The sequence below is a fragment of the uncultured Mucilaginibacter sp. genome (assembly GCF_937859865.1).
Lineage (GTDB): Bacteria > Bacteroidota > Bacteroidia > Sphingobacteriales > Sphingobacteriaceae > Mucilaginibacter_A.
The window spans coordinates 27,167-46,615 of record NZ_CALMAT010000035.1 but is presented as its reverse complement, the minus strand read 5'-3'; the positions used below and the strand labels follow the sequence as shown (position 1 = coordinate 46,615).

Here is a 19,449-nt window from a genome sequence, read left to right as displayed (position 1 = left end):
TTGGCAATCGAAGCAGATTCTGAAGACGACGCTACCCAAAAAGTAGAACAGGCCTGCAAAAAACTGCTGGCCAATTTAATTATGGAAAGCTATACTTTCAAAATGCAGCCCGCTTAGAACCTGTTTAAATTTTATTTAATTAGATATCAATGCTTCTTTTATCACCTAAAAATTGGTGTTTATACTTCGTATTGGTTTGCTTAGGCTGGCGCTAACACCAATTTTTATAGGGTAAAAGAAGCATTGGCATCAATCCTGAGAATATCGAAAGACCTTTTACAAATTTAAACAGCACATTAAGCTTCAGCTTCTTTTTGTTTTTTGATCTCAGTCAATTGTTCCAAACTTTTGGCAACTGCTTTTTTTACCAATTCAAATTTCAAAGGCAGTTCTGCATCGGTTCCGCCTGCTTTGGCACCAACCTCAATTTCCTGCATTACCCCTTTTATCCGGTCCATCCCAAAAAACCCTAAATTGGATTTTACTTTGTGCGCCAGTGCATAAGTGGTGGTCCAGTCTTTGGAAGCAATAGACTTGGTTAAATTGCCAAAAATTTCAGGTGTTTGCACCAGAAACATGTCAATAGATTCGATCATAAATTCTTTGTTCCCGTCGGCAATTTCTTCTAAAAATGACAAGTCGAAATCAGGTTCACTTTGTTGCGTATTCATATTTTCAAATAATAAAAATTAGTTTTGGCTGGTAAATTTTTTCACTAAGAGTTTATCTTTAACTTCTTGTTTTAATTTGTGTATCGACTTGTTTATAACCGGATGGATAAAATCAGGAATCAGTTCATTTAAAGGCACTAAGGTAAATAAACGGTTTTGTATTTCCGGGTGCGGTATTTTAAGCTTGCTGGTATTAATAATTGCAGATCCATAAAACAAAATATCTATGTCAATTGTACGCGATTGCCATTTATTTGTTCTTTCCCGAAGCAGTTTTTCTTCGATTATTTGTGTTTTTTCTAAAATAATTTCCGGCTCGAGGCTGGTTTCTATTTCCAGTACTTGGTTTAAATAATCCGGCAGGTTTTCCACGCCCCAGGATTGCGTTTCGTAAATACTTGAACTGCGTTTGATTTTTCCTACGAACTGTGCTAAAAGCACAGATGCTTCTTTTATATAGGTATTTCTATCGCCCAAATTGCTGCCCAATAAAAGATAAACTGTTTGCATGTTGTAACAAATTATATCCGTAAAGCTCTTACAATTAACGTTGCCGTTTTGTTAACTTCGCAAATAAATAGAATTAGCTGTTAAATGAAACAATTTTTTAAGTATGTTTTTGCCACCATCATTGGTGTTCTGTTGTGCCTGGTTATTTTTACGTTTGTTGTCCTCGGCCTTATTTCTTCTGCCCGAAGCGATAAAAAGACCGAAGTTGAAGCTAATTCTGTGCTTCGTTTATCCTTAGATTATGCCATTAAAGAACGCACATCTTCCAATCCGCTTTCCGGTATTCCGTTTTTAAACCTCAGCGTTAAAAAAACGCCGGGTTTAAATGAAATTTTAGCCAGCATCAAAAGGGCAAAAACAGACGACAATATCAAAGGCATTTATCTCGACGAAAGTTACATGCTTTCGGGCCAGGCAACTTCCGAAGAAATTAGAAACGCGCTGCTTGATTTCAAAAAGTCAGGGAAATTTGTCTTGGCCTACGGCGAAATTTATACACAAGGTGCTTATTATTTAGCTTCTGTTGCCGATAAAATTTACCTCAACCCAAAAGGAATCTTTGAGTTCCGCGGTTTCCATTCGCAATACACTTTTTTTAAAGGTGCGTTGGAAAAATTAGGAATCGAAGCACAAGTGATTAAAGTTGGAACGTTTAAAAGTGCAGTTGAACCTTTTATCTTAGATAAAATGAGCGAGCCAAACCGCTTGCAGGTCAACTCCTATTTAGGTTCTTTGTACGATTACTTCTTGACTGGCATCAGCAAAAGCCGAAAGCTGAACAAAGATTCGTTGTTTAACATTGCCAATAATTTGCGTATCAAATACCCGGAAGATGCTTTAAAATACAAGCTGATTGACGGGCTGAAATACAAAGACGAAATTTTGGACGAGCTGAAAACGCGCACCGGAAAAGACAAAGACGAAACCGTAAACATGGTGGAACTGTCGGATTACGTACAACCGAACGAAGACCAGGAAAAAGGTTCGTCCAATAGCCGCATCGCTATTGTTTATGCTTCCGGCGATATTGGCGGCGGCGAAGGCGACGATAACAGTATCGGGTCTGAAGGTATTTCCAAAGCCATCCGTAAAGCCCGGATGGACAAAAAAGTGAAAGCAGTTGTATTGCGCATCAATTCGCCTGGCGGGAGTTCGCTGGCTTCGGATGTGCTTTGGCGCGAAGTGATGCTGACTAAAAAAGTAAAACCCATCATCGTTTCTATGGGCGATGTTGCCGCTTCCGGCGGTTATTACATGGCTTGCGCTGCCGATTCTATCTTCGCGCAGCCTAATACCATTACGGGTTCTATCGGTATTTTTGCCATTTTGCCCAACATGCAAAACTTTTTGAACCAAAAGCTCGGCGTTACTTTTGATGGTGTAAAGACCGGCAAATTTGCTGATCTGGGTGATGTTACCCGTCCGCTAAACCCTGCCGAACGCGCTATTTTGCAGGATCAGGTGAACCGCGGTTACCTGGATTTTACCAGCGCAGTTGCAACCGGACGTAAAAAAACGCAGAAATATATTGACAGCATTGGGCAAGGCCGCGTTTGGACAGGATCACAAGCTTTAAAAATTGGCTTGGTTGACCGTTTGGGAAGTATTAACGATGCCATTCGTTCCGCGGCAGCGAAAGCAAAAATAAAAGATTACCAGTTGGTTGCCTATCCCGAGCAAAAAAGTTTGTTCGAAAACTTTGGTTCTGGCCTGGCTTCCGAAGCAAAAACCTATATGGTGAAACAGGAACTGGGCGAAAGCTACAAATATTATGAGGAATTGAAAACGATTTTGAAATTTAACGGCACACAAATGCGTTTGCCTTATACTTTGGATATTCGCTAAAAATCAAATTAAATAATTTTTGCAAAAGCTACCTTAATGGGTGGCTTTTGTATTTTTGATGCTTCTTTTACCGATCATTTTTTATGGAGAACAAACTCATTTCCCGGCATCTCCGTTTCCTGTCGCAACTGATGGAACTGCATGGGGAAAATCCTTTCAAAATAAAATCTATTGCCAATGCTTCTTTTAAGGTAGATAAATTGCCCTTTCCTTTAAATGGAAAAAGCATTGCCGAACTGGATAAAATTGACGGCATCGGTAAAAGTATCGCCGAAAAAATTGTAGAACTTTTTGAAACCGGATCATTAAAAGAAACCGAACACTACCTTTCGATTACACCGGAAGGCGTGGTAGAAATGATGCAAATAAAAGGCATCGGGCCAAAAAAGGTGGCTGTTATTTGGCATGATTTGCACATTGATACCGTTGGCGAATTGTATTATGCCTGCAACGAAAACCGGCTGATCGAAGCAAAAGGTTTCGGTTTGAAAACGCAGGAACAGATCCGCAAAACCATCGAATTTAATTTGGCCGCACAGGGCAAGTTTTTGTATGCACAGGCTGAAGGCGTAGTTTACGAATTGACAAAAATCTTTAATGCTTCTTTTACCGGTATAAAATTGGCGGTTGCCGGCGAGTTTAGGCGATCAATGGAAATCATTAACGAACTGGTTTTTGTTGTTGCTGCCAAAGATGAGAAAGCAATTTTTGCAGGTTTGAATCAACTTCCAACCTTAACTTTTTCTGAACAAAACGGGCAAAGCTGGCTCGGGCAAACTGAACATGGGCTCGACATTAAAATTATCTGTTGCAAACCGGAAGCTTTTACCATCAATTTGTTTAAAGCAACCGGCAATGATGAACACGTAGAAGCTGTTTTGGCACGAATTGAATATCCAGATTTTCAACCCAAATCCGAAGAAGAAATTTACCAGAAAGCCGGTTTAAATTTTATCGAACAAGAACTGCGCGAAGGAATTACATGGATAAAAAAAGCATCTGCCGGAGAACTTCCTGAACTGATAACTTTCAAAGATTTAAAAGGAACTTTACATAACCATAGCACCTGGAGCGATGGCGTAAATACGTTGGAAGAAATGGCTTTGTACAGCCGCGATCAGCTTAAACTGGAGTATTTTGGCATTTGCGACCACAGCAAAAGCGCTTTTTACGCCAGCGGTTTAAGCATCGAACGTGTTTTGCAGCAGTTTGAAGAAGTGGATTCGCTCAATAAAAAGCTGCAAAACTTTCAGATTTTCAAAGGAATTGAATCGGATATTTTGAACGATGGCTCGCTGGATTATCCGGACGAAATTTTAAAACGTTTTGATTTTGTGGTTGCTTCCGTCCATTCAAACTTGCGGATGACGGAAGAAAAAGCCATGGAACGGCTGATCAAAGCGATTGAAAATCCGTACACCACAATTCTTGGTCACCCAACTGGCCGTTTGTTATTGAGCAGAAACGGTTATCCGGTGGATTATAAAAAGATGATTGATGCATGCGCAGCCAATGGTGTTGTGATTGAAATTAACGCCAACCCTTTACGTTTGGATTTGGATTGGCGCTGGCACCAGTACGCGTTGGAAAAAGGCGTTTGGCTTTCCATCAACCCGGATGCGCACCGAACGACTGGTTTGTGGGACATGCACTACGGCATCCACATTGCGCGGAAAGGCGGCTTGACCAAAGAACAATGTTTAAATGCTTTATCAGCAGTAGAAATTGCGCAGTTTTTTGAATCTAAAAAAGAAAGAATTTTGCATGATAAAAGAAGCATTGTACTTTAACCGTTTCATCTCCAAATTTCGTTCCGCTTGAAAAAACCGCTTAAAATATTGGTGATACGCCTGAGTTCTATGGGCGATATTATTTATACCACGCCCATTGTGCGTTGTTTAAAACAGCAGTTGCCCGGTTCGGAAATCCATTTTTTAACAAAAGCTACCTTTAAATACATTTACGAAGGCAACCCGTTTGTAGATAAACTGCTTTTACTGGAAGATAGTTTGACCGAAACCATCCAACAAATTAAAGCAGAAAAGTACGATCAAATCATTGATTTGCACAACAATCTGCGTACGGCAATCATCAAATTTCGTGTTGGCGTTCCAACTTCAACCTACAAAAAACAACCTTTAAAAAAATGGTTTTTTTTGAAGTGGCGCTGGAATTTGGTTTCGGCCAAACATTTGGTAGAGCGTTACATGGAAGCCGTTGATTTTTTAGGCGTGAAGAACGATCATCAGCCGATCAATTATTATTTAAAACAGCAATATGAGTTAAAAGATTTGCTGCCCGCTTCTCACCTGCCCGGTTTTGTGGTTTTTATCATTGGCGCTACACATTTTACCAAAAGGATGCCGAACGAAAAAGTAGCTGCTATTTGTCGGGAAATTAATTTGCCGGTTGTTTTACTTGGAGGTTCGGATGTTCAGAAAAACGGGGAAGCAGTTGCTTCTTTTACCGGCATAAAAACTTACAATTCTTGTGGCAAACTCACTCTGGATCAGTCAGTTTTTATCTTAACCAAAGCCCAAAAAATTATGGGTTTTGATACCGGTTTAACGCACATTGCCGAAGCTTTTGACCGTCCGATTGCTTCTATCTGGGGAAGCACCACGCCTGATTTGCTGGGCGTTTGGCCTTACGAAGCAAAAAACGCACAGGTTGTAGGCATAGATTTGTATTGCAGGCCGTGTTCAAAATTCGGTTTGGAAAAATGTCCTTTAAGCCATTTCAAATGTATGCACGACATCCCAAACCAGCAGTTGGTTGATTTTGCAAACCAATGATAAAATTACTCCAATTAATTAGTGCGAATGGTTAATTTTATAAAAGTATTTTCTTTAATTAATTTTAAGATGTTAAAAAAGTATGGGTTTGTATTGGCGGTGCTTGCATTGTTAGGACAGCAACTTTGCGCCCAGTCTGTTAAATTTGGCGCAACCGCAGGCATCAATTTTCCAACCATAAGTGCTTACGATAACCCAACCCATTCGCTAGACCAGTCAAAAGCTTACAGCAATATTAAACTGGGGTTTATTGCCGAAAAACAATGGCCCAAATTAGTATTGCAATCTGGTTTGTTATTGGATGGCAAAGGCGGAAAAGACATTTACATCAACGAGGAAACAAACACCAACCGTCAAAAAGATTCCCGTTTGTATTACCTTCAAGTTCCGTTGAATTTACTGTACAGAACGCAAACTAAAATTGGTGATTTGTATTTTGGCGGAGGCGTTTATGCAGCCTACGGGCTTTGGGGAAATTATTCCCTTTCGGGGATTATTTTCGATTCGGATGTGGACGAAAGCGACAAAGCACAGTTTGGAAATGATGAGAACAGCGATTATAAACGAACAGATTATGGTATCAATTTGAAGGCAGAGATTCGGCTTTTGCACGGGATAGGGTTTGAGCTGAATTATGAATATGGTTTAAGAAATATTGCTTCGCCCGGGATTTACGACGATGCCAATTTAAAAACACGGAACAAAGTTATCGGCCTGGGTGTTTCTTATTTGTTCAAACACAAATAATACTTCTTTTACCCATGAAAATTTTAGTACTGATCCGCCATGCCCAGGCCGAAAACAATTTGGAGGAAACAACAGATTTTAATCGGCCTTTGACCACATCCGGCAAAAGCGACGCGGCAAAAATGGCCGGACAATTAAAAAAAGCAGGCACAGTACCGCAAGTAATGATCAGCAGTTTAGCGTTGCGCGCTTTAACTACGGCAAATATTTTCAGCAACACTTTAAATTTACAAGAACCTCAAACTGATAAAAGAATTTATGAAGCGGAAGTTGAAGCTTTGTTGGCCGTAATCAATTCAGTTGATAACCAAAACCAGGTTGCAGCTTTGGTGGCACACAATTCCGGCATCAGCGATTTATTGTATTATTTAACCGGTAAAATGACAACAATGCCAACCTGTGCTTTTGCTATAATCTCGTTTGAAACAGAACACTGGAACGAAGTAAGTATCGGAACCGGAAAACTGCTTCAATATTCTTTTCCTTAAAAAACTATCGCACCAAACTGTAAGCTTTGCCAGGCAAAGAACGCACCAAGCCCTGCATTTCTAAATTCAACAGGTTCATGGCCAGCGTACTAACAGAAATATTAGTTTGGATGGCCAAATCGTCAATCCCCATTTGTTCTGAAATTTTTAGCGTTTCAAATATTTGTTTTTCATCTGCCGAAAGGTCCAAAGGAAACAACAATTGCTGGGTTTTTATTTTCGGCTTTTCGTCCAGCCAGCCCAATTGCGTGGCTAAATCATCATAACCGGTGAGCAAACCAGCTTTGTTAAAACGCACTAAAAAGTTGCAGCCTTCCGAAAACTCATCGCCAATCCTTCCGGGAAAAGTAAAAACATCACGGTTGTACGAGTTGGCAATTTCTGCAGTAATCAAAGCACCACCTTTGATGCTTGCTTCCACCACAACGGTTGCATCGGCCATTCCTGCAATGATGCGGTTACGTTTTGGAAAGTTTTCCCGGTCGGGGTTTGTTTCTGAAGGAAATTCCGTTAACAAACCGCCGTTTTCCAGCATCTTTTCCGCTGTATTTCGATGTTGTGCGGGATACAACCGGTCTAAGCCATGCCCCAAAACTCCGATTGTAGGCACCTGGTGTTTTACACAGGCTTTATGCGCACAAATATCAATGCCGTAAGCCAAACCGCTAACTACGGAAACATCAAAAGCTTTTAGATGAGCGACCAATTCTTCGCAAATCTGCTTGCCGTAAGAAGTTGCATGGCGCGTACCAACAATGCTGATGACGCGCTGCTTGTTTAAATCGGCGTTGCCTTTGTAAAAAAGCAGCATGGGCGAATCCACACAGCTTTTTAACCTTTTGGGATAGGTTTTATCGGTATAAAAAATAGGTTGGATTTTATTCCGCTCCAAAAACTTCATTTCCTTTTCGGCACGCGCAAAACAAATTGGGTTGAGGATAGCAGCAGCCATTTTTGGGCCGATACCGGGAATAAACAACAGTTTGTGTTTCGGGATTTTGAAAATTTCCTTCGCACTGCCGCAATAACTTAACAGGTTTTTGGCGAGGACATCTCCAATTCCGGGAACAAATTTTAAGGCAAGTTGGTGCAGTAGCGACATAAATACTTTCGTCTAAATTAAAAATTTATTTTAAAGTATAAATGCCGATGCTTCTTTTATCGGTATAAAATTGGTGAAGGGTTATTGGAAAGCCTGGACGTAAACCACTTTCTTCGTCTCAAAAAAACCCTCTTCAAAATACTCACTCAACTCAAACTGCTTCACCTTCAAACCAAATTCTTTAATTTCCTGCTGCAAATCGCCGCCTTTTAAATACAGGATACCGTTTTTCAATTGGTTTTTTGATTGCTGGTTAAACTTGTTTTTCACCCAGGGATAAAAATCTTTGAGCTGCGTAACGGCGCGGGAAATTACAAAATCAAATTTTTCATCAATTTCTTCGGCCCTCGCATGTGTGGCTTTTACATTGTTTAGGCCGATTGCCTGCGATACTTCTTTTACCACCTTAATTTTCTTGCCGATGGAATCAACCAAATGAAAATTGGTTTCTGGGAAAAGAATAGCTAAAGGAATGCCTGGGAAACCGCCGCCGGTGCCAACATCAAAAACAGTTTCTCTGGGCAAAAAGCTGCAAACTTTGGCGATCCCAAGTGAGTGCAACACGTGGCGTTCGTACAACAAATCAATATCTTTTCGGGAGATGACGTTGATCTGCTCGTTCCAAAAATGGTAAAGCGGCTGCAATTGCTTAAATTGCTCTTGCTGTTGCGGGGTTAAATCAGGAAAATATTTTAAGATCAGGTCAAAAGTCACTATTGGTATCTTTTCGCCTGCGGTTCAACACGTTTGATAATAGATCACGCGCCCTGAACAATTGCGCTTTTACCGTTCCCAAAGGCAAATCCAGTTCGCGGGCAATTTCGTCGTAAGAAAGTTCTTCAAAATAACGCAGCATAATGAGGTTGCGGTAACGTTGTGGCAAGCCTTCCACAATCAGTTTCAGTTCGGATGCTTGTTGTTTTTTGATGGAAGATTCTTCCGGGTTCAACGTGTCCGATTTGATTTGCAGCGGCTGGTTGTTGCCTTCTTCGTCAACCAAACGGTCAATAGAAAGCGTGTTCAGCTTTTTTTTGCGGATAAAATCAATACAATTATTGGTGGCGATACGGAAAAGCCAGGTGCTGAAAGCAAATTCAGGCTGGTATTTGTCCAGTTTTTGAAAGGCTTTGCCAAAGGTTTCCACAGTCAAATCCTGGGCATCGTCCTTATTGTTCACCATTTTCAAAACCATAAAATAGATTGATTCTTTGTAGCGCTGCATTAAATCGGCATAAGCTTTTTGCTCGCCGTTTTTGGCACGCACCACCAAATTAAAATCGTTCTTTGCGTTTTCAGAGAAGTTAACGTTTATTTCCATTTCAGATTTTTTGTAACTGAGCCAACAACACCAAATACATTTAAATAAACATAGTAAAACAAATCCAAAATTGGAAACCACCAAACGAGGTCTTCGGCATCCAGTTTTCTAAATATTGCAGGGTAAAAGAAGCATTGTACCATCAAACGGAAAATAAAAATGCCGGTTACAATCCAGGGCTCAAATTTAAGGATTAATAAAACGGTTAGAAAGGTATAAAAAAGAAATCCGCTCAAAGCATCTAAAGTAATTAAAGTACGGTTTTTTGCTTTGTAATACTTCCCAACGCCCATGTGCCGCCTTTTTTGGCGATAATAGGCCACCATGCCTTTTTTTGTTTCGCTAAAAGTTTGCGCTTCCGGCGAGATTTGAATTGCTGTATTGATGGCTGTAGCGTTTTGGTTGATAAACAAATCATCGTCTCCCGAAAGCAGGTGCAAATGTGCGGCAAAACCCTTCGAACGAAAAAACAAAGTTTTGGTATAAGCCAAATTGCGGCCAACGCCCATATAAGGTTGGTTGTGCAAAGCGGCCGAAAGATAACTGATTGCTGTTTTTACCGTCTCAAACCTGATAAACGTATTTAAAAAGCCGCCGGTTTTTCGGTAAGGCGAATAACCCAATACGATTTCTTTTTCTTCGGAAAAACAAGATTGCATCAGTTTGATCCACTGGTTGGAAGCTGGTTGGCAATCTGCATCCGTCAGCAATAAAAATTCGTTTTTTGCTGCTTTGATGCCCATCGTCAACGCAAACTTTTTACCGGTTTTAAAACGTTTATGCTCGGTTACGGTAACTACTTTTAAATTTGGGTAACTGTTTTTAAGCTGATCTAGAACATGTGCCGAATCATCAACCGAACAATCGTTCACTACAATTACTTCAAAATCAGCATAATTTTGTGTGAGGATTAGCGGCAGGTTTTCCTGTAGGTTTTGCGCTTCGTTGCGGGCACAAACAATCACCGAAACCGGCAAATTTTGGTTGGAAGGAGAACTGTTGCTGTTTGCCCATTTTAAAACCCCTTGCCGGTAAACCAGGAAATAAAGCTGGACAACAAAACAGATTTGGAACAGCGCAAACAGTAGATAAGGTAAAAGTATTTCCAATGGTAAACCAAATTTCGGCTGGCAAATTTCTTAAAAATTAACCACAATCCCGTACAGCTAAAGCAATTATCGCTCGCTAAATAGTTTGAGGCTGTTTAAAATTTACTTATCAAGGTTTCGATGCTTCTTTTATCGCCTAAAAATTGGTGCGTAATTGGGCTTTGATTTGTTTAAGTTGATTTAAACACCAATTTTTATAGGGTAAAAGAAGCATTGACATTTTTTCTTGTATAAATTTAACCAGGCTCTTTTATTTTCTAATTTTGCGGCACAATTGGTGTTTTACGATAAATGAAGTTTCAGCAGATTGCCCTCGACCCAAATTCTAAAGCCCGGGCCGGAGAAATTAAAACAGACCACGGAACGATACAAACACCGATTTTTATGCCGGTTGGCACCGCAGGAACGGTAAAAGCTGTCCATCAGCGCGAACTGGCAGATGATATCCAGGCACAAATTATCCTCGGGAATACATATCATTTATACTTGCGCCCTGGTTTAAATACGCTGGAAAAAGCAGGCGGCCTACATAAATTTATAAATTGGGACAAGCCGATTTTAACGGACAGCGGCGGTTACCAGGTTTACTCGTTAACGGAAGTACGCAAAATTAAAGAGGAAGGCGTTACTTTTCGTTCGCATATTGATGGTTCCAAACATTTGTTTACGCCCGAAAATGTGATGGACACACAGCGGACCATCGGTGCCGATATCATCATGGCTTTTGATGAATGCACGCCTTATCCTTGCGAATATGGTTATGCGCGCCGCTCCATCGAGATGACGCACCGCTGGCTGAAGCGCTGCTGCGACCGTTTTGATTCCACAGAACCGAAATACGGACACTCGCAAACCTTGTTTCCGATTGTGCAAGGTTCGGTTTATAAAGATTTGCGCGAAAAATCTGCCGAAGTGATTGCTTCTTTTGAACGGGAAGGCAATGCGATTGGCGGTTTATCTGTTGGAGAACCGGCCGAAGAAATGTACGCAATGACCGAAGTGGTATGCAGTATCCTCCCACAAAACAAACCGCGTTATTTGATGGGTGTTGGCACACCGGTTAATTTGCTCGAAAATATTGCATTGGGGATTGATATGTTTGATTGCGTGATGCCAACCCGGAACGCCCGAAACGGGATGCTTTTTACCTGGAACGGCATCATCAACATTAAAAACGAAAAATGGAAAAACGATTTTTCGGCCATTGATGAAAGCAGTGCTTTGTTTGCCGATAAAAATTATACAAAGGCTTATCTTCGGCATTTAATCCATTCCGGCGAAATGCTTGGCGCGCAAATTGCCACTTTGCACAATTTGCATTTCTATTTGGCATTGGTAAAAGAAGCACGGCAACAAATTATTGCCGGCACGTTTTACAATTGGAAAAATAGTATGGTAAAAACAGTATCACAACGATTGTAATGCGGAAACTGACGCAGCGTTATTTAAAAATCATTGATTGGTATATCATCAATAAATACCTTGGCACGTTTTTTTTTACGTTGGGCATTTTCCTGGTTATCATTGTTGTTTTTGATATTTCGGAAAAGCTGGACGATTTTTTAAAGCACGACCTCGGTTTTTGGGATATTGTTACACAGTATTATTTCGGGTTCATCCCCTTCTACCTCAACTATTTATCGCCGCTGATCAACTTTATTGCCGTTATTTTCTTTACCGCAAAAATGGCCGACCAAACCGAAATCGTTCCTATTTTAAGCGGAGGCGCGAGTTTTAACCGGTTTTTGCGGCCTTATTTCTTTGCTTCGTCTATTATTTTTATTGTTTCGCTGGTTTTCAACGTCTTTATCATTCCGCATACCAACCAGCTTAAAACCAGTTTTGAGAACAAATATGTAAGCAACGGCAACAGCGAACAGAAAAGCGAAGTGCACATGCAGTTGGATAAAAACACGTTTGTGTACCTGCAATCTTTTGATCAATCGCAGCATACCGGCTACCAATTTGTTTTGGAAAAATTTAACAGTGATACGCTCAGAGAAAAAATCATGGCTACGCGCATCAGCTATGATTCGTTAAAAAGGGTTTGGTCAATGTTGGATTATTCCATCCGCTACGTAAACGGCTTGAAAGAAAAAATGGTAAACGGCACCAAAAAAGATACGCTTTTAGACATGCGACCTATTGATTTTGAGGCGCATAACGATATTGATGCGATGCCGCAGAAAGAACTGAACGCCAATATTGAAAAAGAAAAAATACGCGGCACCGGCAATTTGGTTGATTTGCAGTACGAAAAATTTTACCGTTTTGTTTACCCGCTTTCCGCATATGTTTTAACGCTGATCGGCGTTGCCATGTCTTCCCGAAAAGTGCGTGGCGGCATTGGTTTGCCTTTGGGAATCGGCATTTTTCTGTGCTTTGCCTACATCGTAACCGTGCAGTTTTCTAAAGTTTTTGCCTTAAAAGGAGGTTTGCCGCCCATCATTGCTGTTTTTATCCCTGATATTATTTTCGGCATGCTCGGTATTTACCTGCTTCGGAATGCACCAAAATAAATGAAATGAAATTTAAAACCGCTTTAAACCCCTTAGAAAAAAACCTGCTGATCCTTCATGGTACTGTTTTTATCTGGGGATTTACCGGGATTTTAGGCGCATTGATTTCCGTTTCCGCTTTTTATTTAGTTTGGTACCGGCTGCTCATTGCCTCTTTATCGCTTTTGCTGTACCTCGTTTTTGCCAAAGTTAAGTTTAAGGTAGATTGGAAAACGTTCTTGCAGCTTGCCTGTACCGGTGCTTTGGTTGGGATGCACTGGCTGCTTTTTTTTCAATCCATCAAAATTTCAACAGTATCGGTTACGCTGGTCTGCCTTTCGTCCATCACTTTGTTTACGGCTGTTTTTGAGCCTTTGGTAACCAATAAAAAAATATCCCGCTTGGAGATTTTGGCCGGGCTGATGATCATCTTCGGCATTTTTTTGATCTTTAAATTTGAATCCCAATACACGAAGGGGATTATTTTAGGCTTGATCAGTGCAGCCGCTGCAAGTATATTTTCGATCATCAACTCGCAATTGGTTAAGCAAAAGCCAGCCCCTGTTATTGCCTTTTACGAACTTACGGGCGCATTTTTTTGGCTTTCGGTTTACCTGTTTTTCATGGGCGGTTTCAAAGCTTCCCTGCGTTTAAGTAGCAATGATTTTGCTTATCTGATCCTGCTCGGAACCGTTTGCACCTCTGTTGCTTACGTTGCCGGCGTTGCTGTGATGCGCCAGTTGTCCGCTTTCCGGGTTGCTTTGGTTACCAATTTAGAACCGGTTTACGGAATTATTATGGCTTTTATCTTTTTTGGCGACCTTAAAAAGATGACGCCGGGCTTCTGGATAGGGGCTGTTTTAATCCTTTCAACCATATTTTTGTTTCCGGTCGCTCAGCAAAAATTGACCAATTATCGGCTCAAGAAACAAAACACTTAACATTCTTCCTTTTTTTAAATTCTGTCGTGTTCCTCAAAACACATTTATTATCAATTTATATCTGCTAAAAAGAGTATTTGCACATGGGTAATATTATTTTGTCCGATGCTTCTTTTACCCCTATAATTTTTAAAGAAAAGAAAGAACCTCATTCAAAATGAGTTGAATTTTTTAATTAAATAAAGTACTGATAATCAAATCAACATAAAATTTAATTAGAGAAAAAGTAAAAGCAAAAGAAAGATTAACACAAAAATAAGACTACAATTTTTAGCAAAAGCTGTTTTAACCTTAATAATTTTGTTTAACAAATTATTTACCAGGGGATTAAAAGGAAGTTTGTAAACAATTGATAGAGTTGTTAAAACGACAGCTTTGATAAGAATTGGTGTTGTTGCAGCGAAGGTTTAACTACCGGAAACCGAAGAAAATGATTGAATTTTTTATTGCGGTAAAACTGATATTAGCAGTACAAAGCTTGTACCAAAATTTGCTTTTGATTTAATTATTAGTTATTAATTTTCAAAGCAAAAATTACCGCGCTTTTAATCAAAACATCCTTTAAAAAAGAAATGTTAATTCAAAGAAAACCATGAGGGCGAAAACTTTTTTTGTTGTGGTATTAACGGTGCTGGTTACCGTTGTCCTGATGCAAAACTCGGACGAAGTAAAATTCAAGGTTTTGTTTTGGGAAATGTATTTGCCTAAATTGGTGATCATGACGGGCGTTGGCGCCATCGGTATCATTTTAGGTTTTATGATGGGCAGTCCTTTTAAATCAAAAAACAATAACACAAACCAATCAAATCAAAACAACCCGCCTCCTTACGATACACTAAGCCAGGAAGACCGGGATTACATCAGCGATTAAAAATGAAAGAAAAAATAGGGTTTATAGGATTGGGCAACATGGGTTTGCCCATGGCCAAAAACTTGATTAAAGCAGGTTACACTTTACAGGTTTACAACCGCACGGCATCAAAAGCAGACGAGTTGGAAAAAGCAGCCGTTACCGTTTGCAGTTCTCCGGAGGAAGCGGCGACTGATGTACAGTTTGTGGTAACCATGCTTTCGGAAGACGCAATTTTGGAAGAAGCCGTGAGCGGAGAAAAAGGGTTGCTAAAATCTCTGAAAGGCGGTGGCGTGCATATTTCCATGAGTACCATTTCGCCTGAAACTGCTGCCAAGTTAAACGCTTTACATCAGCAAAACGGATCGCATTATTTGGCAGCACCGGTTTTTGGAAGGCCGGAAGCAGCGGCGGCGCAAAAGTTGTGGATTTGCACTTCCGGAAATTCATCGGTAAAAGAAGCATGCAAACCAATTTTGGAAAGCATGGGACAAGGCGTAGTTGATTTTGGCGAAGAACCGGGAAATGCCAACGTAGTCAAAATCACCGGCAATTTTATGATCATGGCATCAATGGAAATGATGGCCGAAGCTTTCACTTTAGGCGAAAAAAATGGCATTGATCCCAAAAAAATGGCCGACTTTTTTGGTTCTACTTTGTTTAATGCGCCAATTTATCAGAATTACGGCAAACTGATTGCCAACAAACAGTACGAACCAGTTGGTTTTAAAGCAAAGCTGGGTTTTAAAGATGCCCGTTTAGCTTTTGCTTTGGCACAAAAAAGCGAAACGCCCATGCCAATGGTTGCAACCATACATAACCGTTTGCTTACGGCAATTGCCAAAGGCAAAGGCGAACGCGACTGGGTGGAAGGTTTTGGAAGTGGCGTTACCGATGATGCCGGATTGTAAATCAACTTAAACAGCATAAAAAACCTGGTTTGCTTTTTCCAACTCCTGCAAATCAGGTTTTTTGTTGAAAATGCCAAATACCGAAGCCCCGCTCCCGCTCATGGCGGCATAGATGGCACCTTGTTGGTACAATGCTTCTTTTACCTGCATAATTTTAGGATGGTGTTGAAATACCGTTTTTTCAAAATCATTTTTAACCAATGCTTTCCATTCTTCTACGGGAAGTTTTAATGCTGATTTTAAATTATTTTCAGAAGCTTTAGGTCGGACACCGCCATAAGCTTCGGCAGTGGAAACATGAACCGGCGGCATCACCAAAACTAAATGATAAGCGGAAAGGTCAAGTTCCAAAGGTTCAAACTGGTCTCCTTTTTCAGAAGCAAAAACCGGTTTATTGCCGATAAAAAAAGCACAATCCGCTCCTAACTGCCGCGCGTAATTTTCCATTGCATCAACACTTAATCCAATTTCGCAAACTTCATTTAATAGTTTGATAAAAAACCCGGCATCGGCCGATCCTCCGCCTAAACCTGCACCAATTGGGATATTTTTATGCAGATGAATATTGACCGGCGGCAAATCATAATCTTTTTTAATGAGGTGATACGCTTTCAAACACAAGTTATCATTTGCATTTCCCGGAATTGCAATGCCGGAAGAAGTAAAGCGCAGTTTATCACTCAACACAACTTCCAGCGCATCTTTAATTTGAATCGGATAAAAAACAGTTTCCAAATTATGGTAACCGTCTGCCCGGCGTTCAACCACATTTAAACCGATATTTATTTTTGCGTTTGGGAAAACGATCATACGTTGATAAACCTACTTTTAAACATTAATAGGATTCCAAAAATAGATTATTTTTCTTTGTACCGAAGTGATGCTTCTTTTATCACCATAAAATCAATATGAAACAATACCAGGATTTGATGCGCCACGTTTTGGAAACCGGCAACCAAAAACACGACCGAACCGGAACCGGAACGATCAGCGTTTTTGGTTACCAGATGCGGTTTAATTTGCAGGAAGGTTTTCCGGTTGTTACCACCAAAAAACTGCATCTCAAATCTATCATCCACGAATTGTTATGGTTTTTAAGCGGCGATACCAACATTAAATACCTGAAAGACAACGGCGTGAAAATTTGGGACGAATGGGCCGATGCCGAAGGAAACCTGGGTCCGGTTTACGGTTACCAATGGCGAAGCTGGCCAACGCCGGATGGGAATCATATCGACCAGATTGCGCAGGTGGTGCAGCAATTGAAGAACAATTCTGATTCGCGCCGCATTATTGTTTCGGCTTGGAATGTGGCTGATGTTAACAAAATGGCACTTCCGCCCTGCCATTGTTTGTTTCAGTTTTATGTGGCCGATGGAAAATTATCTTGTCAGTTGTACCAAAGAAGTGCTGATATTTTTCTGGGCGTTCCGTTTAATATCGCTTCTTATGCTTTGCTTACGCTGATGCTGGCACAGGTTTGCAATCTCGAACCTGGAGATTTTATCCATACTTTGGGCGATGCGCACATCTACAACAACCACATCGAACAAGCAAATTTACAGTTGGGCCGCGAGCCGAAAAAATTGCCAACGATGAAGATCAATCCCGAAGTAAAAGATATTTTTGGTTTTAAGTTTGAAGATTTTACGTTAGAAAATTACGAAGCCTGGCCGCATATCAAAGGTGCGGTTGCGGTTTAAATATCAGAATCGAACAAAAAAGCGCAATGCTTCTTTTACCCCTATAAAATTGGTAATGAAATTTAACGGTCAATATAAAATTATTTCATCAGTAAGTTTGTTGCTGATTTTTGTTTGTTGCACAAAAAGCTTTGGGCAAAACCTGCCGATGCCGCCTGATATCCAAAAAGCTTTTCAAAAAGGTACGCATTTAACCAACGGCAAGCCGGGCAAAAACTACTGGCAAAATACCGGCAATTATAATATCTCGATTACCGCAAATCCGCCGGGACGCGATATCCGCGGAACGGAAGACATCACTTATTTCAACAACAGTCCGGATACGTTGAAGCAGTTGGTGATGCGCCTCGTGCAAAATATCCATAAACGCGGCGCCCGGAGAAACCCGAACAGCCAAGCGGATACGCTAAGCAATGGAATCGTAATTGATCAATTTAAAGTAAACGGAAAAACCAAACCACTGCCAGACAACGAAGGCCATTACACCTGGCAAAATGTGGATTTAGATAAGCCTTTGTTGCCGCACGATTCTATTAAGCTTTCTGTGAACTGGCATTTCTACATTTCTCCGCAAAAAGGCCGCGAAGGTATTTTGGACGAAACGACCTACTTCCTCGCTTACTATTATCCGCGCGTTTCGGTTTACGATGATTACAACGGTTGGGACCGATTGGATTTTACCGGCGGGCGCGAGTTTTACAACGATTTTAACAACTACAGTTTACAAGTTACCGTTCCGAAAAACTTTGTGGTTTGGGCAACCGGAACTTTGCAAAACCCAAATGAAGTTTTAAAACCGGTTTATGCAAAACGTTTAAACCAGTCTATGACGGCCGATTCTGTTTTTCACATCGCTACAAAAACCGAATTGCTTAACCATCAGGTAACGGCACAAAACGCAACCAACACTTGGAAATGGACAGCAACTGACATCAGCGATATGGCTTTGGCTTTAAGCGATCATTACGATTGGGACGCCAGCAGCACGATTGTAGATGAAAAAACAAACCGACGGGCAAGTGTTCAATCTGCTTATAATGATGATGCTGCGGATTTTCATCAAATGGTGCGTTACGGCCAGCACGCTTTAAACTGGTTTTCAAAAAACTGGCCTGGCGTGCCTTATCCTTTTCCAAAAACAACCATCGTTCAGGGTTTTGCCGATATGGAATACCCGATGATGGTAAACGACGATACGAACCGCGACACAACTTTTTCACGCTTTGTTGCTGAACATGAAATTGCACATACCTGGTTTCCGTTTTACATGGGCATTAACGAATCGAGTTTTGGTTTTATGGACGAAGGCTGGGCAACAACTTTAGAATATTTGATCGGTCAGGTAGATTTAGGAAAAGAGCAAGCTTCCGAAAACTTCAAACAGTTCCGCGTAAACCGCTGGATTAAAAACCGGAATTTAAAAACGATACAAGTGCCAATTGTTACGCGCGGCGAATTAACGCCGGGAAATATTTTGGGCGACAACGAGTACGGAAAACCTGCTTTGGCTTATCTGGCTTTGAAAGATATGCTGGGCGATGTGCTTTTCAAAAAAAGTTTGCAAGAATTTATGAGCCGCTGGCATGGCAAACATCCGATCCCCTGGGATTTCTTTTATTCGATGAGCAATGCTTCGGGCAAAAACCTGGATTGGTTTTGGAACAACTGGTTTTTCTCGTCCAACTACATTGACCTTTCCATCCAAACATTAAACCCGACCAAAAAAGGAAATACTTTAGTGGTTGATAACATTGGCGGTTTTGCCGTTCCTTTTGATGTGAATGTTGTTTATGCAGATGGTTCAACCCAAACTTTTCATCAAACGCCAGAAGTTTGGCAGAAAGATGAAAAGCAGGCCACGATACTTCTTTTATCGGCAAAAAAAATCAATTCTGTAAAATTAGATGGCGGTATTTTTATGGATGCCGATACCAGCAACAATACTTTATCGGTAAAATAAT

Annotated in this window: 20 protein-coding genes; 13 read left to right on the top strand and 7 right to left on the bottom strand. The window is 40.7% G+C overall.

The annotated features are described in order from the left end of the window. Positions 1-117 carry a phosphoribosylformylglycinamidine synthase subunit PurS gene (locus Q0192_RS04360; protein ID WP_299286627.1) on the top strand — a complete coding sequence of 39 codons (117 nt, stop codon included), beginning with the start codon at positions 1-3 and terminating at the stop codon, positions 115-117. A 179-nt stretch (positions 118-296) separates the two neighbouring features. Here the strand turns inward: Q0192_RS04360 and Q0192_RS04355 are convergent, their stop codons facing one another. Together Q0192_RS04355 and folK are read right to left on the bottom strand one after the other, a co-directional pair. Further along, positions 297-671, bottom strand: coding sequence for an Hpt domain-containing protein (locus Q0192_RS04355; RefSeq protein WP_299286624.1), 375 nt, complete (start codon positions 669-671; stop codon positions 297-299). 18 nt (positions 672-689) lie between these two features. Continuing rightward, positions 690-1,181, bottom strand: coding sequence for a 2-amino-4-hydroxy-6-hydroxymethyldihydropteridine diphosphokinase (gene folK, locus Q0192_RS04350; RefSeq protein WP_299286621.1), 492 nt, complete (start codon positions 1,179-1,181; stop codon positions 690-692). Between the two features lie 84 nt (positions 1,182-1,265). Between folK and sppA the strand changes: the two genes are divergently transcribed. The 5 genes from sppA to Q0192_RS04325 all read left to right on the top strand — a co-directional run bounded on the left by sppA (position 1,266) and on the right by Q0192_RS04325 (position 7,056). Then, entirely contained in the window at positions 1,266-3,026 is a 1,761-nt protein-coding gene (gene sppA, locus Q0192_RS04345; RefSeq protein ID WP_299286618.1) for a signal peptide peptidase SppA, read from the top strand. 83 nt (positions 3,027-3,109) lie between these two features. Then, positions 3,110-4,816, top strand: a complete 1,707-nt coding sequence (locus tag Q0192_RS04340) for a DNA polymerase/3'-5' exonuclease PolX (protein WP_299286615.1) — start codon at positions 3,110-3,112, stop codon at positions 4,814-4,816. Positions 4,817-4,843: 27 nt separating this feature from the next. Next, complete coding sequence (locus Q0192_RS04335; protein WP_299286612.1) at positions 4,844-5,821, top strand: glycosyltransferase family 9 protein; 978 nt, start codon at positions 4,844-4,846, stop codon at positions 5,819-5,821. A gap of 69 nt (positions 5,822-5,890) precedes the next feature. Then, positions 5,891-6,568, top strand: a complete 678-nt coding sequence (locus Q0192_RS04330; RefSeq protein ID WP_299286609.1) for a porin family protein — start codon at positions 5,891-5,893, stop codon at positions 6,566-6,568. Positions 6,569-6,582: 14 nt separating this feature from the next. Then, positions 6,583-7,056, top strand: coding sequence for a phosphoglycerate mutase family protein (locus Q0192_RS04325; protein ID WP_299286605.1), 474 nt, complete (start codon positions 6,583-6,585; stop codon positions 7,054-7,056). A gap of 4 nt (positions 7,057-7,060) precedes the next feature. On the opposite strand, the gene dprA is transcribed toward Q0192_RS04325, so the two are convergent. From dprA to Q0192_RS04305, 4 genes are all read right to left on the bottom strand, one after another. Then, the gene (dprA, locus tag Q0192_RS04320; protein ID WP_299286602.1) at positions 7,061-8,158 is read right to left on the bottom strand and encodes a DNA-processing protein DprA; all 1,098 of its coding nucleotides are present in this window, start codon (positions 8,156-8,158) and stop codon (positions 7,061-7,063) included. Between the two features lie 81 nt (positions 8,159-8,239). Continuing rightward, positions 8,240-8,872: a 16S rRNA (guanine(527)-N(7))-methyltransferase RsmG gene (gene rsmG, locus Q0192_RS04315; RefSeq protein WP_299286600.1), complete on the bottom strand. Its 633-nt coding sequence runs from the start codon at positions 8,870-8,872 to the stop codon at positions 8,240-8,242. After that, a complete protein-coding gene (locus Q0192_RS04310; RefSeq protein WP_299286597.1) occupies positions 8,862-9,476 on the bottom strand; it encodes a sigma-70 family RNA polymerase sigma factor in 615 nt (204 codons plus the stop codon). Before Q0192_RS04310 ends, rsmG begins: the two co-directional genes overlap by 11 nt. Beyond that, positions 9,467-10,585, bottom strand: coding sequence for a glycosyltransferase (locus tag Q0192_RS04305; protein WP_299286594.1), 1,119 nt, complete (start codon positions 10,583-10,585; stop codon positions 9,467-9,469). Before Q0192_RS04305 ends, Q0192_RS04310 begins: the two co-directional genes overlap by 10 nt. A 291-nt stretch (positions 10,586-10,876) precedes the next feature. Between Q0192_RS04305 and tgt the strand changes: the two genes are divergently transcribed. The 5 genes from tgt to Q0192_RS04280 all read left to right on the top strand — a co-directional run bounded on the left by tgt (position 10,877) and on the right by Q0192_RS04280 (position 15,785). Then, positions 10,877-12,007, top strand: a complete 1,131-nt coding sequence (gene tgt, locus Q0192_RS04300) for a tRNA guanosine(34) transglycosylase Tgt (RefSeq protein WP_299286591.1) — start codon at positions 10,877-10,879, stop codon at positions 12,005-12,007. Further along, positions 12,007-13,104 carry an LptF/LptG family permease gene (locus tag Q0192_RS04295; RefSeq protein ID WP_299286588.1) on the top strand — a complete coding sequence of 366 codons (1,098 nt, stop codon included), beginning with the start codon at positions 12,007-12,009 and terminating at the stop codon, positions 13,102-13,104. The genes tgt and Q0192_RS04295 overlap by 1 nt, the downstream gene beginning before the upstream one ends. Before the next feature lie 5 nt (positions 13,105-13,109). After that, complete coding sequence (locus Q0192_RS04290; RefSeq protein ID WP_299286585.1) at positions 13,110-14,024, top strand: DMT family transporter; 915 nt, start codon at positions 13,110-13,112, stop codon at positions 14,022-14,024. A 592-nt stretch (positions 14,025-14,616) separates the two neighbouring features. Beyond that, a complete protein-coding gene (locus tag Q0192_RS04285) occupies positions 14,617-14,895 on the top strand; it encodes a LapA family protein (protein ID WP_299286582.1) in 279 nt (92 codons plus the stop codon). Positions 14,896-14,897: 2 nt separating this feature from the next. Beyond that, positions 14,898-15,785: an NAD(P)-dependent oxidoreductase gene (locus Q0192_RS04280; RefSeq protein ID WP_299286579.1), complete on the top strand. Its 888-nt coding sequence runs from the start codon at positions 14,898-14,900 to the stop codon at positions 15,783-15,785. A gap of 6 nt (positions 15,786-15,791) precedes the next feature. On the opposite strand, the gene ispE is transcribed toward Q0192_RS04280, so the two are convergent. Next, entirely contained in the window at positions 15,792-16,595 is an 804-nt protein-coding gene (gene ispE, locus Q0192_RS04275) for a 4-(cytidine 5'-diphospho)-2-C-methyl-D-erythritol kinase (protein ID WP_299286576.1), read from the bottom strand. A 98-nt stretch (positions 16,596-16,693) separates the two neighbouring features. On the opposite strand from ispE, the gene Q0192_RS04270 reads away from it, so the two are divergent. Together Q0192_RS04270 and Q0192_RS04265 are read left to right on the top strand one after the other, a co-directional pair. Then, positions 16,694-17,488 (top strand): thymidylate synthase, encoded by a 795-nt coding sequence (locus tag Q0192_RS04270; RefSeq protein ID WP_299286573.1) that lies wholly within the window; start codon positions 16,694-16,696, stop codon positions 17,486-17,488. A 55-nt stretch (positions 17,489-17,543) separates the two neighbouring features. Next, positions 17,544-19,448, top strand: a complete 1,905-nt coding sequence (locus Q0192_RS04265) for a M1 family metallopeptidase (RefSeq protein WP_299286570.1) — start codon at positions 17,544-17,546, stop codon at positions 19,446-19,448. Position 19,449 lies beyond the last annotated feature (1 nt).